This is a genomic window from Brevundimonas sp. GW460-12-10-14-LB2, from assembly GCF_001636925.1.
Lineage (GTDB): Bacteria > Pseudomonadota > Alphaproteobacteria > Caulobacterales > Caulobacteraceae > Brevundimonas > Brevundimonas vesicularis.
In genome coordinates, this window is sequence record NZ_CP015511.1 from 1,477,931 (window position 1) to 1,492,278 (window position 14,348).

Below are 14,348 nucleotides of genomic sequence, written 5' to 3' on the forward strand. Positions count from 1 at the left end.
CTGACGATCCCCCGTGGGGCATCGGGATCAGCGTCGGTCGCGCCGACGACGCCGCGTTCGCCGACCATCCCCGCGCCTTCGACAGGTGGCGGATCGCCCACGGTTGATCCCGGCATGACTCTTTTGGCCAAGCTGCCCGGCACAGTCGGATCGCTCGCCCGCAAAGCCCTTTCGAAAGCGAAATAATCCCGCATGAAAACCGCAGCAGCGCGTTTCAGCGCGCTGTCTGCATCCCGTTCGACCGTCTTGGAGAACGCTCGCACCGCATCGCGCGTGACGATCCCCGGTCTGATCCCACTTGAGGGTCAGAACGAACACTACACCCCGACCCAACCCTATCAGAGCGTCGGCGCCGATGGCGTCCGCAGCCTTTCGGCTCGGCTCCTGATGACGCTGTTCCCGACCAACGTCGGGTTCTTCCGCCTGAACGTGGACGCCGCCGTGGCGCAGTTCACCGGCGAGGAAAAGAACGCGGTCGATGTCCAACTGGCGCAGTTCGCACAGTCGGCGAACAACCTTCTGGATGACCGCCGCGCCCGCGCTGTGTTGGCCGAAGTGCTTCGCCACCTCGTGATCGCTGGCAATGTCCTCCTGCACATTCCGCTGAAGGATACGCCGCGCATCTATCGCCTCGACCAGTATGTGGTGAAGCGCGATAGCCGTGGCGTCCCGACCCTCATCATCGCTCGCGAAAGCATCCACGTCTCGAACCTGTCGGTTGAGACCCGGACGGCTGTCGGGCTGACCCTCGACCCGGACAAGCAAGACCAGACGGTCGATGTCTACACGGTCATCGAGAAGCGCGGCGAGAACCACGCCCAATACCAAGAGATCAACGGCAAGCGCGTCCCCGGTTCGGAGAGCGAGACCCCGATTGAAAAGTCGGGCTGGCTGGCTCTGCGCTGGCTGGCGATCCCGGCCAACGACTACGGTCGCTCGCACGTCACAGAATACATCGGCGACCTTCTGGCCCTTGAGGAACTGAACGAGTCGATGATCGCCTACACCGCGATCTCGTCGGACATTAAGTTCTTCGTCCAACCCAACTCGGTCATCGACCTCGATGTGGTTGTGGGTTCGGAGCGCGGCTCCTTCCACACCGGCGACGCCGGTGACATCACGGTCTTGAGCCTCGACAAACAGGCAGACTTTGTGATCGCCGAGCGTCTGGCGTCCGCAATCGAAGCGCGCGTCGCCAAGGCATTCCTGATCCAGCAGTTCCGCAACGCCGAGCGCGTGACGGCCGAAGAGATTCGGATGTCGTCAGAGGAATTGGAGAACACGCTGGGCGGCACCTACTCGGTGCTGTCGGCCGAACTGCAATACGCCGTCGCGACCCGCTACCTCTACATCGCAGAGCGCGAGAAGCTGATCCCGAGCCTACCGGCTGGGATTAAGCCGAAGGTCGTCACCGGCCTCGCCGCGCTGGGTGCCGCAGCCGAAGTGAACCGCGTTCGGACGTGGGCTTCGGATGTCATGGGATTGCTGGGCCAAGCCGAGTTCATCGCCAAGGTCGATACGACCGCGCTGATGAACAAGCTGGGCGTCGAGCATGGCGTGACAGACCTGCAAAGCCTTCTGAAATCACCAGAACAAATCGAAGCCGAGCAGCAACAGGCGATGATGGCGCAAGCCACTCAAGCCGCTGCACCGGGCTTCATGGACGCCGCGATGAAAGCCGCGTCGCAAGACCCTAACCAAGGAACTGAATGAGCCTCGAACTCCCGGTCAATGAGACCGCTTCGGAAACTCCGAACGACTATTCCAACCTTCCGGCTTCGGCCTTCCCGGCGGGCGTTGACCCCGCCACCTACGCTCAATCGCTCAACAAGGCCGAGCCGGAAACCCCTTCGAAACCTGAACGCCCTGCACACGTCCCCGAGAAATTCTGGGACGCCGACAAGGGCGAGGCCCGCTGGGAAGACATGGCCAAATCCTACGCCGAGCTTGAAGCCAAGCAGCGCGGGAAAGCCGAAGACCCGGCCAAGACCGACAGCCTGAAGATCGAACAGACCGAAGGCGAGACCTCGGCCGAAGACGCACCGAACCCGATCACATCGGCGTTCGAAGGCTTCGCTAAGGTCTATGAAGAATCGCGAGGCCAACCCGGAGCCGACGACATCCAGAAGATTGTCGATCTCGGCGTCCCGCAAGGCATCGTGGACAACTATCTGGCTGGGCTTGAAGCCCTCGCCCGTGAGCAGTTTTCGAACGCCTACGCCGCCGCTGGCGGTGAGGATCAGTTCAACGCCGCGATTGATTGGGCCAAGACCGGCCTGACCCCTGCGGAACAGGACAGCTACAACACTCTCGTCGAAAGCCAAGCGACCGCCCGTCAGGGTGTCGAATGGCTGATGTCGAAGTTCAACGCCGCGCGCCCTGCCGAAGGCTCTCTGATCGAGGCCGAAGCAAGCCCGGCATCTGGCGATGTCTTCCGCTCCAAGGCGGAAATGACAGCCGCTATCCAAGACCCTCGCTACAAGACGGACCCGGCGTATCGAAACGACGTGGCCCAGAAACTGTGGCGTTCGAACGCAGCGGGTTCCCTGCTGTAATCCAACCGTAAGACCACACCCGCTCGTCCTATCGGGACTTGCTTGGCGGGGCCGCACAGTTCCCCGCGCACACAGGGAACTGACCGCCTTCGGGCGGGCGGCCGGTGAAAGCCCGGCCTAACTCTTTCTCCCAAATCAAAGCGGAAACATCCGGCTGCGAAGAGGCCGGTTTCGACCGCACAACCTCATGCGCCAGCGGACTCCGATTGATCGACGGGAGCCAAAAACTCTCTCTCAATCAAGGAGCCTAATGGCTAACTCCATCCCCTCGCGTCCCGGTTTCAAGACCGGCGGCGCCGCTGGCAATCTCGACCTCTTCCTCGACCTGTTCGCGGGCGAAGTCCTCTCCACCTACGAAGCCAAGACGATCATGCGCGGTCTGCACCGCATCGTGAATCTGAACGGCGGCAAGTCGTATCGCTACCCGGTCATGGGTCAGGCGACCGGCGGCTACCACACCCCCGGCGTCGAGATCACCGGCGACCAGATCGCACACGACGAGATCGTCGTGACCCCGGACGACAAGCTCGTCTCGTCGGTCTTCATCGCCGACATCGACGAAGCTCTGAACCACTACGAAGTTCGCTCGGCCTACGCTGACGAAATCGGTGGCTTCCTCGCCCGTCACTTCGACGCCAACGCAATCCGCGCCCTCATCAAGGCCGCTCGCGACGCGGGCAAGCTGGGCCAAGGCGGCGGCAACGTCACCGGCTCCACGCTCCTGACGGACGTGACGAAGCTGTTCGACGCTTTCTCGGAAGCGAAGAAGGTCATGGACCTGAAGAACGTCGATGTGGACACCAAGCCGATCTACGGCATGGTCGCGACTCCGCAATGGTATGCCCTCAAGCAGTCCGACAAGAACCTGAACCGCGACTACAACGGCGGTTCGGCTGACGTTCGCAACATGGCTCTGACGACCATCGACGGCGTTCAGATCATGAAGTCGAACCTCGCTCCGTTCGGCGTCAACCAATCCGCCACCCCCGGCGTGCTGGCTCGCTATCAGGGCGACTATTCGAAGACTGTCGGCGTCGTCTGGACCCCGGACGCTCTCGTCACCGCACAGGTGCAAGACGTGTCGATCCAGCACGAAGAGCAGATCAGCAAGCAAGGCCACCTGATCGTCGGTCGCTACATGAGCGGCACGAACGTCCTGCGCGCCACCGATGCGGTCGAACTCCGCACCGGCGCCCCGACCTAATCCCGGTCATGCACACACCGAACCAATGAAAGGGTCGCCCTCCGAAAGGGGGCGGCCCTTTTTTTCATCCTCGTTCCGAAAGGAGGCCGCGCCATGATGGCTGCGCCGCTCACGGAACTTGAGGCCGTGAACTCCATGCTGGCCGCTACCGGCCAAGCACCAGTCAACAGCTTCTCCGGCACGATCAGCGATCAAAACATCGCTCGTGGCCATCTGGCCAACGTCGTCCGCGAGGTCTGCTCGCACGGCTTCTCGTTCAATACCGACGAGAACTACGTTCTCACGCCCGACTTCGAAGGCGTCATCGCCATTCCGGCCGGGGCCATGTCCGTCAATCCGATGGACCCGCGCCAAAACCTCGTGCAGCGGCGTCACCCGACCCGCGAGACAATGTGCCTTTGGGACAAGGCGAACCTGACTTGGACGATCACCGAGCCGGTGAAGGTCCGCGTCCGTTGGTCCTATTCCTACGAAGCTCTCCCCGAACTGGCGCGCGTCTTCGCCGCCGTTAAGGCCGGTCGCCTCTTCCTTGCAGACTACGTTGGCGACGCTCAACGCGAACGCTTCGCCCAAGAAGACGAGCAGCGCGCGTGGATCAACCTGCGCCGCGACCAGACCGCAATCTCCGACATCAACATCTTCGACAATCCGCGCGTCGGCCGAAAGCTGATCCGTGGCCGTCGTGTCTGGGGGTCTGAATGAGCCTGATGACCGGGGCTATCCCGGCTCTCATCGGCGGCGTCTCCCAGCAATCCGACCTTGTTCGTTCGACCGATCAACTGGAAAGCCAACTCAACGGCTTCTCGTCTATCGCTGACGGTCTCGGCAAACGTCCGCCGACCGAGCGTGTCGCCCGGCTGATGGAGACGGCGCCGAACAACGTCTTCGTTCACACCATCAACCGCAACACCGAAGAGCAATACGTCGTCACGATCACCGACGAACGCATCCGTGTCTTCGATAGTCAGACCGGCCAAGAGCGTCAGGTGAACGCTCCCGGCGGTTGGGGCTATCTGGAAGGGATCGCCGATTATGCGGGCGACTTGTCTATGTTCACCGTGGCTGACTACAGCTTCCTCGTGAACCGCAAGAAGGTCTGCGCCATGGGCGCGGTTGGCGACGACCAACAGCCCGATCAAGCCTACCAAATCTGGGTCAATCGCCACTACGGCACGGACTCGAACGGCGTCGATTTCGGACCCGGCGTCCCTTACCAGTATCAGCCTAACCCGTCTGGCGGCGTTCTGACTGGCACGGTTCAGCGTTCCGACAAGCTCCCCGAGACTGCACCGGAAGGCGCGATCTATCGCGTCCAAGGCGACGAAAGCTCCGGCTTCGTCAGCTACTATCTGCGCCGCAGCGGCGGCGTCTGGAAACAGTGCGTTATGCCGGGTCTGGTCAACGCCATCGACTACCGCACCATGCCCCACGCCCTGATCTCGGAAGCGGACGGCACGTTCACATTCGCTCCCTTCTCGTGGGCGCCGCGTCGTCTCGGCGACGAGGCGACCAACCCTACGCCGGGCTTCATCGGCCGCACGATCCAGAAGGTTTTCTTCTATCAGAACCGCCTGTCGTTCCTGTTCGACGAGGCCGTGGTCATGTCGGAATCCGGCATGTTCGGAAACTTCTGGCGAATGGATCAACTCGACTATCTGGACACCGACCGGATCGAAGTCGGGGCGACCTCGACGAAGGTGGCCAAGCTCTTCGACGCCGTGGCCCACAACGACGGCATCTTCCTGACTTCGGATCAAACACAGTTCTCGTTGACCAACGGCGAGATGGGTTTGACGACCGCCTCAATCGCGATGCGCCCGACCACGAACTACACCGTCAACACGGCGGCTGGCCTCGCGGCTCTCGGCTCCGAAATCTACTTCGCAGTCGAACGCTCCGGCTTCGCCAGCATCCGCGAATATACCCGCCTGTCTGGCACTGACGCGACTTCGGCCGCCGACGTGACAGCGCACTGCCCGACCTACATCCCTGCCGGTGTGCATGGTCTGATCGCAGCCGACGACCTGAACTCATTGTTCGTTCTAACGCATGGATCGGCTCAAAGCATTTTCGTCTACCAGTTCTATTGGAACTCATCGGACGAGAAGGCGCAGTCGGCTTGGCATCGCTGGGACTTCGGGACTGGGACGAATATCGTATCGGGGGCCTACCTCAAGGGCGTCCTGTTCCTCGTCATGCAGCGGGCCGATGGCCTGTGGCTTGAGAAGATCAACCTTCAGTCGGGCGCGATCCCGGCCGAGACCTCCGCGCAAATCCACCTCGACCGTCGAACCGCCATCACTGGCGAGTTCAACACGACCGAGAACCGGACCTACTTCACGCTCCCGTTCCGCCCCGCGAAAGACCGTTTCCAAATGGTCCGCACCGCAGGGTTCGGCGGGCGTCGCGAAACGCTGATCGACCCTTCGACCTACCAATGGCTCACGGACAACATCGTCAGTGTGCCGGGTTCGGAGATCATCGCGCCCGTCCTCGCGGGCGAGGGCTACACTTTCGCCTTCCAGTTCTCGAAACAGTTCGTCCGCCGATCCGATGGCGTCGCCGTCACGACGGGCCGACAGGTCATGCGGTCCTTCACGGTGAACTATGCCGACACGGCCTATTTCAAAACGCTCGTCGCGCCCTATGGGTCAGACGATACCGTCGATGAAGTCGTGCCGACCAAGCTGACGGACATGACAGGGCGAACCATCGGCGCCGGGCATTTCAAGCTGAACACGCCGACCTACGGGACAGGCCGATACCGCTTCATGGTGTTCGGTCAGAACCAATTGGCCCGCATCCGCATCGAGAACGACACGCCGTTCGCCTCCACCTTCATCAGCGCAGAGTGGGAAGCGACCTACAACAATCGCGCACGAGTCTGACCTTTCGGGGTCAGACTCACTCCGCGCTTAAACGGCTCACGGCCATGCGGTGGAAGGCACTTGGGGTCTGGTGGCGGGCCGACGAAAAGAAGGTATCGGCTTCGCAGCCCGCTTTCATGAGGGTCGCTCCGGTCGAGTCGGGATAGACGATCTCGGTCCTTCCTCGACGATGGTCCGACATCACGACGCCACCGCCGTTATTGAACTCGGTATAGGTTAGCGAAGTCAGCGTTTCATTGCGACAATCCACTTCCATCCGGGTCACACGGTAGCCCTCCCGCGAAGACTGGATCGCCCAAACCGTGGCCAAGTTGCCGGTGCGGCGTATTTGGCTTTGGTCAACGCCGAGGATGTATTCGTCGCTATTGCCGATTTCGCGCCACTCGCCCGCGAATGCTGGGCCAGCAAACGCCGCCAGCGCGGCAACCAAAACCATCAAACGCATAAGCCCCTCCCGTTTCCGGTTTCATGCCATCACGGGGGCGCAGCAAGCAACTCATGATCGAATTTCACGACCTCGCCGACGTATCGGCCGAGCAAACCATCGCATGGCTGGAAGACATCTGCGCCGACCTTCGCCCCGGCGATTGGGACGAGATGAAAGCCACCAATCCCATGCTCAAGATGGGAGACCCTGACCCGCTGCATCTGCTCACGGTCAGCGTCATGCAGTCCGTTGACGGGTGGATCATCACCGATAGCGGCAAGGCCATCTGCGTCTTTGGCGCGGCTGACGGCGGGATCGTCTGGATGATCGGCGCGAATGGCATGGAAAGGCCGCGAGCAAAGCTGGCCATTGGCCGGGCCACCCCGAACTTCGTGGATCGCTGGCACCTCTTCTGGCCCCACCTTTCCAACTACATCGACGCCCGCAATCACCAGTCCATCCACTGGCTGCTCTGGGCCGGGTTCGAGATTGAACAAGTCGATCTCACCCACGGGCGCGAACGCCGCCCCTTCTACCTCATGTCTCATACAAGGGAGGGACCAACCCATCTGTGATCCGATCACGGTCATGACGACCCTCGCCGTCGTCTCCACCGCCACTCAAGTCATCGGCGAGATTCAGGCCGCCAAGACCCAGACCCGCTCCATCGACCAGCAGCTTGCACAACAACAGCAGCAAATCGCCACGCAGCAGGTCGCCGAACTCAACGACCGCCAACGTCAGGCCCGTCGCGAACAGGCCCGCATCAAGGTCGCCGCCGGTCAGGCGGGGCTAAATATCAGCGGAAGCGTGACCGATCTTCTGAACGATTCCGTCATGCAAAACGCGCTCGCCGCCGAGCGAACCAACCTCAATGCTGACAATCAGCAGAAAGCGGCCGCAGCCGAAGCGAACTCCATGTATTCCCGCATTTCTCGCCCCACCATTCTCGGTGCTGGACTCCGCATCGCCCAAGCTGGCGTCGGCGGCTACTACCAAGGCAAGGGTATCAAGCTGTCTCAAGACGCGGCTTCGAAAGGTCCGTCTCTGAATGGCTGATCTTTCCCGCAACAGCATCCGCCGCACCGCACAGGACCGCATCACGAACAACCGTGACGCCATCCTCCCGGTAAACCGCGAGACCCGTTCCGCAGACGTGCGCGTCACCACCGATCTTCGTTCCGCCTTCCGTGGCGACGGCGGTCAGGCAGACGCCCTCCGCGATTTCTTCGGCCTCGCTCGACAGAACGCAGCAGCCTTCTACGAAAACGACATCGCCGAACGCCGCGTTCAGGCAGAAGACGACTTCGCACAGGGCCAGACCGACGCCGCATCGGGCGGTGTCATGGACCCAGCCATGGCGCAGTCGGTCGCCTATGAGCGCGCCTATCACTCGACCACAGCAGCGGCTCGCCAAACCAAGTTTGAGACCGAGACCGCACAGGAAGTCGAACGCCGCATCAACAGCGGGGCAACACCCGACGACATCGACGAATTCATGATGGAGCGGAACCGCGAGTTCATCGCCGAATCTGGCGACCTCTTCACCCAGCCCGATGTTCAGCGTCAGGTGGCGGGACGTTTGATCCGATGGACCGGCGATCTCGACACCCGCGCTAACGCGATGATGAAAGAGAAGACTGACAAGGAACTGCTGGACCTCACGGTCGGCAATGCGGTTTCCGGTCTACAGCGTGGCGAAGGTTTCGACCTCGCGGCCGAGCGCAACCGTCTGACCGAAGCGGGTCTGAACGGCGACGCAGTGCAAGAGGCACTGGTGAACGGCGTCGTCGCTTACGCTCAAGAGACGGGCGACACGACCGTCCTGCAAAACCTCTTGGACGCTCGCGATCCGAACGACCCGGATGTGGTCGCCTTCAACACTACGATTGAAGGTCAGCCGCTCCCTCCGGTGGAAACGCCGACGCCCGCTGCTCCGGCTGCGGCTCCGGCTCCCGCCCGTCAAACCTATGCAGCCCCTTTGGCTGACATGGGTCGCGTGACCTCCGGCATGGGCGCACGTCGCGCACCGCTACCCGGCGCCTCAACCAACCACGGCGGCATCGACATCGCAGTGCCGGTCGGGACGCCTGTCTCGGCTCCGGCCGATGGCGTCGTCGAAGTCGCTGGCGTTCGGGGACGGGGCGGCAAAACCCTCATCATCCGACATGCAGACGGTTCAACGACCGGCTTCGCACACCTCGACAACATCTCGGTCGAACCGGGCGACACCGTGACCCAAGGTCAGCAGGTGGCCGCATCTGGCAACAGCGGCAACAGCACCGGCCCGCACCTGCACTGGACCTACCGCGACGCCAAAGGCGAGAGGAAAGACCCGCGCTCAATGGTCGGCTCCGAGACCCAAGCGATGGCTGCGGCTCCGGCTGAAACTGTCGAGACAGCATCGGCGGAAGTCGAACCGGCTCGTCGTCCGCGACTGCCCGGCCGCTCGCTTCTGAACCCGGCACAACAGGTCCGCATCCTCAACGCTATCGACAGCATCGAGGGCGACACCGAACGTAAGACCGAACAGGCGCGTCAGGCGACCAAGGACGAACTGACGATGGACCTGTGGTCCCGCGCCAGCCGTGGCGAAGACGTGTCGGACGCCATCGAACAGAACGTCCGCTCGAACGTGCTGGAACCCGGTGAAGGCATGACCATGAACAACGCCTTCCGCTCGCTTCGCGACACCACGCTCGACGGTGAAGCCGACGATGATTTGGTGCTGCGCTACGGCGAACGCTTTGCTGCGAACAACCCGAACTATGCGTCGATCACAGAACAAGCCGACCGCGACTATCGCGCCGGTCGTTTCGGAACTGGCCGCGCCGCTACCCGCGCCTACATCGAGGTTCGCACCCGTGCGGCCAGCGGTTCACGCGGCGATGCTGGTCGCGATCCGGCCCAACAGCAGATCGTCGGCAACGCCCGTGGCTACGTCTCTGGGTCTCTGCGATCCATGGTGACGCAAGGCGTCGGCGGCGCCGTTCCACCGCACATGCTGCGGCTCGTGATCCAAGGGGAAAATGAGTTCGAACGCCGTCTCGCCAATGGGGAAGACCCCATGCAAGCCGCTGACGCCATCGTCCGAAACTATGGCGGCTTCCTCCGAAATGGCGGCGGCACAACCACTATCGCTGCGGTTCCACCTCCGGGTGGAACGGGCAATGCGCGCGTCCCCGGCCAGACCGGGACAACCACGCAAGCCCCCGCACAACTTCAATACATCCCCGGCCAAGGACTCGTCCCGGCCCGATGAAAGGACTGAATGAGCATCACTGTTAGAGGCCCTGATGGGGCTGTCATCACTTTCCCTGACAACACCCCGCACAGCGTCATCGAACGTGAAATGGCCCGCCATTACGGGCAAGCTCAAGAACAACAACGGGACCGTCGCTCGGCGGCGGTCTCGCTGTCCGCGCCCAAGGACAAACGCTCGCTGGGCGAACGTCTTGGCGACGTGTTCTCGGACACATGGAATACCAACTTCATCGCCGAAGGTTGGCGAGCGGGTCTCGACGACACCGCCGATTACATCGACGCTTCGCAACGGGGCGACACGCGAGCGGCTACCGACATCGCAGGTCGCCAAACCCTGAACCCAATCCGCCTCGTCTCAAGACTCTATAACTCGGTCGGCGTCCTGACCGACATGGCGGACAAGACCCGAGACACCCGCCGTGCCGCCGACACTGCGATCTCCAACGAGCGTCAACGCCGTCAGGAGTTCGCACAAGAGTCTGCCGCCGATCCCTTCTGGGAAGCTGAAGGCGGCTTGGTCGGCAAAGGTCTGCATGGCGGCGCCGCACTACTCGGCGTTCTCGGTGGCTCGGCCGTCGATCCAACGTCATACATTACCGGCGGCTCTTCGCTCTGGATGAAGGTAGGCGTTCAAGGTCTGGTCGCCGGAGCGACGGATGTCCTATCGCAGACCGACGCCCTGTCGGCTGGCGTCCAAGATAACTACAGCGGCCTCCGCACCCTCGCGAGTGCTGGCGCGGGCGCGGCTTTCACAGGCGCCTTTGAAGGCGCCGGATCGTTGATCCGCCGCATCCGCAACAATGAGCCTCGCCCTTCCATGGTCGAACTCGACCAAGCGATGCGCGATGAACTCGACCTTTCTGACAGCGTAAACCTGCCGATGTTGTCCCTCGACGACATGACCTTCCGCCCGGTGCAGAAGGGGCCGGTGTCGGCACTGCCGATGCGTGTCGAAGAGCCTCGCGCCAAGGGTCCGTCGTTCGAAGACCTTGAAGCCGATGCCCGAACCGCTGGAGCCGACGCCAAGACCAAGGCAGACGAACGCTGGAACGGCGTCGATTGGGGACTGGCCGGTTCGCCGGAGCGCGCCAAAGCGGCGATGGCTCACCTCGACAGTCTGAAAAAGTTCGTCAAACCCGAGCAGGTGGACGCCTTTGTCCGCTGGCTCGGCAAGCAGGGCGACGAGATCGCGGACGGCCCCAGCCACTGGAACGCCGACGTGTTCGACTTCGACGAGTTGGTGAATGACCCGGACAGCTTCGAAGAACTGGCGAACGTCATGGGGCAAATCTTCAAGCCCCTCTACGACGCGGCCGGTGACGCGCCGAAGTCGTGGAAGTCGGTTCAGGATCGCCAGCAGACCTTCGGTCTGACGACCTCCGATGTCGTGAAGGCTCACGCCGACATCACGTCAGAGTTCGGCGTCTCGTCCAAAATCCATGCGCTCGAAACGCTCGCTATGCAGCACGTCGATCACCTCGTGACGAAGGTCGCCGATGTCCGCGCCAAGATGGCCAACGGCAAGGCGACCGCGAACGACGTGTCCGATCTGGCCGCCCACCTACAGGCGACACAGATGTTCGACGCGATGGCGGGCGGCGCGAAGTCGGAAGTGGCTCGTGCGCTGAACATCATGAAGGCGACCAAGCACCGCGCGCGAACCTTCAACGACCTTCAGCAGTCCATCAACGACCTGTCCGACGCCATGGGCGGCGGGATGAAGGGCGATGAAATGGGCGATGCGCTGGACGCGCTGATGAAGGCGAACAAGACCGGCGGGGCCAAAGGCTTCAAGGACGAAGTTCGCAAGATGCGGGCGATGGGCTGGGAGGATTACCTCTCATATTACGTCGTCATGGGCTACCTCACGACGCCCGCGACTGCCGTCCGCAACGCCGTGGGTTCGGTGCTTCACGCCGGGCTATCGGTCGGCGAACGCTACGTCGCCGCCGGTGTGACGACACCTCTGCGCCGGGCCTTCTCCGGTTCGAAGGCTTCGGTCGAGGGCGTCACCTTCCGCGAGGCCAACGCCTATGTGGCGGGCATCTACCAATCCTTCGCCGACGCCAGCCGTGCGGGCTTCCAAGCCTTCAAGACGGCGGCTCCTGTTCGAGACGGTGCATCGTCGCTCGGCGATGCGGCCTTCAATCAGCCGTTCCTCATCAACCCCCAACGAAAGGCGCGCTGGAAACAGAACCCTGTCCAGTCGATCCCTGACATGGCGGGCGCCGCGATCTTCTCGACCATCCGAACGCTGGGCCACCGCCCGTCTATCGCGATGGACGAGTTCGCCAAGGCGATGACCTACAAGATGCAGTTGAACGCTCTATCGGTGCGTGAGGCTTCGTATCGCTCGGCTCGCCTCAAGGGCGCCGATCAGGCCAAGGAGTTCAGCCGCGTCATGGACGCAGTTGCCAACCGCCCGTCGTCGGCTGCGATCTACCGCGCCAAGTCGGTCTTCGAACTGTCTGGCGAGACCTACGATCCGGCCAAAAACTACGGCAAGGATCAGACCCTCTACCAAGCGGCCGATGTGCTGGCGGCTGTCGATCTCCATGCGATGGCCGACGACTACGCCCGACTGATGACCTTCCAGAACAGCGGCCCCACCCTCAAAAAGTGGGAACAGGCTTTGGGCCAACACCGTCTGTTCCGAGCTTTGTTTGTCCCGTTCCTGCGAACCCCGATCAATCTTGTTCGGGCTGGCATGTTCGACCGCAACCCGATCCTGTTCGCCGCCCTCGGCGAGAACCGGACGAAGTTCAAGAACTACACTGCCGCTCTTCGTGGGCTGGATCAGTCACTTGAACGCGGCGGGGCTGAAGCCGACTTGGCAATGGCTCGCCTCGTGACCGGCATGGGCTTCATGGCGACGGCGGGCCTCCTGTTTGCGAACGGCGATCTCGTCGGCAAGCGATCAGCAGCGGAGGAAGAAGACGGCGTGAAGTCGTATTCGATCCGGCTCGGCGGTCGCTGGTTCCAGTATCAGCAACTCTCGCCGGTGGCCGAAATGCTCGGCATCGTCGCGGACATGAGCCGCATCTTCAGGGACCACGACATCAACGACGACGACATGCTGCAAGGCATCGGCGGCGGCGTTCTCGCAGCCATCGTGAACAACATCGTCAACAAGGCGGCATTGCAGGGCGTTGGTGATTTCTGGGACATGATCGACCCGTCATTCACGGCGGGTGACACTGACCGGGGCGAACGCTTCGGCAAGGAAGTCATGAAGAAAATCGGCTCGTCCGCTATCCCGGCTGTCGTCCGAAACCTCGCCCAAACCCAAGACCCGGTGATGCGCGAGGCGAGCGGTCTGCTCGAACATCTCGCGGCCAATATCCCGACCCTCTCGCAATCCCTGCCCGAGCGTCGTGACTGGCTCGGTCTCCCCGTCATCCGCAAGGATAAGGACGACGGCCTGTTCGAGGGATTGGTCCAGCCGACGCGCGTCAGCCAAACCGTTGACGACATCGTGCGCCGCGAGGTCTCGGCTCTCTCGACTGCCGACCCGGAACTCCGAATGGCGCAACGCCCACCGGAGCGGTTCAACGAGCAGAAGATCACGAAGCGCGAACACGCCTCGGTTCTGGAATATCAGGGCCAAGGCTATCGCCATCCCTACACCGGCCAGAACATGCACGAGGCTTTGGGATCGCTGATCCAGTCACGCGAATACGCCCTCATGGGCGATCCGCAACGAGCCGCCAGCATCAAGGAAACGGTCTCGCAATATCGCCGCTTGGCAAACGCCTCGATCCGCAACGGCGCCGTTCCCGAACTGCGGGAAATGGTGAACCGAACAGGCGGGGCAAAAGCCAACGAGCGGGCTGCTCAAGAGGGCTGGAATAACTGGCAGACCCAAGCCAACGCCCGACGCTACGGCGTCAGCCAAGGCGACATGTCCGCCATCATGAACTTCCAGCCCGGCCAATAACACCAACCACAATCCACCCGGATCGCCCGGTCGCTCACGCGGCCGGGCCTTTCGTCGTGGGTGAACGAAAGGA

The 14,348-nt window shown here is 62.3% G+C and carries 10 protein-coding genes; 9 read left to right on the plus strand and 1 reads right to left on the minus strand.

Annotation, left to right across the window (positions count from 1 at the left end):
- Positions 1-192: 192 nt before the first annotated feature.
- The 5 genes from A4249_RS07415 (at position 193) to A4249_RS07435 (ending at position 6,647) form a co-directional block, all read left to right on the plus strand.
- On the plus strand, positions 193-1,713 hold the full coding sequence (locus tag A4249_RS07415; RefSeq protein ID WP_066551786.1) for a portal protein: 1,521 nt from the start codon (positions 193-195) through the stop codon (positions 1,711-1,713).
- Positions 1,710-2,555 carry a capsid assembly protein gene (locus A4249_RS07420; RefSeq protein ID WP_066551787.1) on the plus strand — a complete coding sequence of 282 codons (846 nt, stop codon included), beginning with the start codon at positions 1,710-1,712 and terminating at the stop codon, positions 2,553-2,555. The genes A4249_RS07415 and A4249_RS07420 overlap by 4 nt, the downstream gene beginning before the upstream one ends.
- A gap of 250 nt (positions 2,556-2,805) precedes the next feature.
- On the plus strand, positions 2,806-3,759 hold the full coding sequence (locus A4249_RS07425) for a hypothetical protein (protein ID WP_082854101.1): 954 nt from the start codon (positions 2,806-2,808) through the stop codon (positions 3,757-3,759).
- A gap of 93 nt (positions 3,760-3,852) precedes the next feature.
- Positions 3,853-4,461: a hypothetical protein gene (locus A4249_RS07430; RefSeq protein ID WP_066551788.1), complete on the plus strand. Its 609-nt coding sequence runs from the start codon at positions 3,853-3,855 to the stop codon at positions 4,459-4,461.
- Entirely contained in the window at positions 4,458-6,647 is a 2,190-nt protein-coding gene (locus tag A4249_RS07435) for a hypothetical protein (protein WP_066551789.1), read from the plus strand. The genes A4249_RS07430 and A4249_RS07435 overlap by 4 nt, the downstream gene beginning before the upstream one ends.
- A 16-nt stretch (positions 6,648-6,663) precedes the next feature.
- Here the strand turns inward: A4249_RS07435 and A4249_RS07440 are convergent, their stop codons facing one another.
- Positions 6,664-7,092: a surface-adhesin E family protein gene (locus A4249_RS07440; RefSeq protein WP_066551790.1), complete on the minus strand. Its 429-nt coding sequence runs from the start codon at positions 7,090-7,092 to the stop codon at positions 6,664-6,666.
- 53 nt (positions 7,093-7,145) lie between these two features.
- Here A4249_RS07440 and A4249_RS07445 point away from each other — a divergent pair, with 53 nt between their 5' ends.
- The 4 genes from A4249_RS07445 to A4249_RS07460 are packed head-to-tail and all read left to right on the plus strand — an operon-like array spanning position 7,146 to position 14,275.
- Positions 7,146-7,649, plus strand: a complete 504-nt coding sequence (locus A4249_RS07445; protein WP_066551791.1) for a hypothetical protein — start codon at positions 7,146-7,148, stop codon at positions 7,647-7,649.
- A gap of 13 nt (positions 7,650-7,662) precedes the next feature.
- Positions 7,663-8,133: a virion core protein, T7 gp14 family gene (locus A4249_RS07450; protein WP_066551792.1), complete on the plus strand. Its 471-nt coding sequence runs from the start codon at positions 7,663-7,665 to the stop codon at positions 8,131-8,133.
- Positions 8,126-10,336: a M23 family metallopeptidase gene (locus A4249_RS07455; RefSeq protein WP_066551793.1), complete on the plus strand. Its 2,211-nt coding sequence runs from the start codon at positions 8,126-8,128 to the stop codon at positions 10,334-10,336. The genes A4249_RS07450 and A4249_RS07455 overlap by 8 nt, the downstream gene beginning before the upstream one ends.
- Positions 10,337-10,345: 9 nt before the next feature.
- Positions 10,346-14,275, plus strand: coding sequence for a hypothetical protein (locus tag A4249_RS07460; protein ID WP_156494663.1), 3,930 nt, complete (start codon positions 10,346-10,348; stop codon positions 14,273-14,275).
- The last annotated feature ends 73 nt before the right edge of the window (positions 14,276-14,348 follow it).

Bases quoted from the DNA above. Each gene is read 5' to 3' on its own strand.
- A4249_RS07460 (WP_156494663.1), top strand. From the start codon at position 10,346: ATGAGCATCACTGTTAGAGGCCCTGATGGGGCTGTCATCACTTTCCCT.
- A4249_RS07420 (WP_066551787.1), top strand. From the start codon at position 1,710: ATGAGCCTCGAACTCCCGGTCAATGAGACCGCTTCGGAAACTCCGAAC.
- A4249_RS07445 (WP_066551791.1), top strand. From the start codon at position 7,146: ATGATCGAATTTCACGACCTCGCCGACGTATCGGCCGAGCAAACCATC.
- A4249_RS07430 (WP_066551788.1), top strand. From the start codon at position 3,853: ATGATGGCTGCGCCGCTCACGGAACTTGAGGCCGTGAACTCCATGCTG.
- A4249_RS07415 (WP_066551786.1), top strand. From the start codon at position 193: ATGAAAACCGCAGCAGCGCGTTTCAGCGCGCTGTCTGCATCCCGTTCG.
- A4249_RS07455 (WP_066551793.1), top strand. From the start codon at position 8,126: ATGGCTGATCTTTCCCGCAACAGCATCCGCCGCACCGCACAGGACCGC.
- A4249_RS07450 (WP_066551792.1), top strand. From the start codon at position 7,663: ATGACGACCCTCGCCGTCGTCTCCACCGCCACTCAAGTCATCGGCGAG.
- A4249_RS07440 (WP_066551790.1), bottom strand. From the start codon at position 7,092: ATGCGTTTGATGGTTTTGGTTGCCGCGCTGGCGGCGTTTGCTGGCCCA.
- A4249_RS07425 (WP_082854101.1), top strand. From the start codon at position 2,806: ATGGCTAACTCCATCCCCTCGCGTCCCGGTTTCAAGACCGGCGGCGCC.
- A4249_RS07435 (WP_066551789.1), top strand. From the start codon at position 4,458: ATGAGCCTGATGACCGGGGCTATCCCGGCTCTCATCGGCGGCGTCTCC.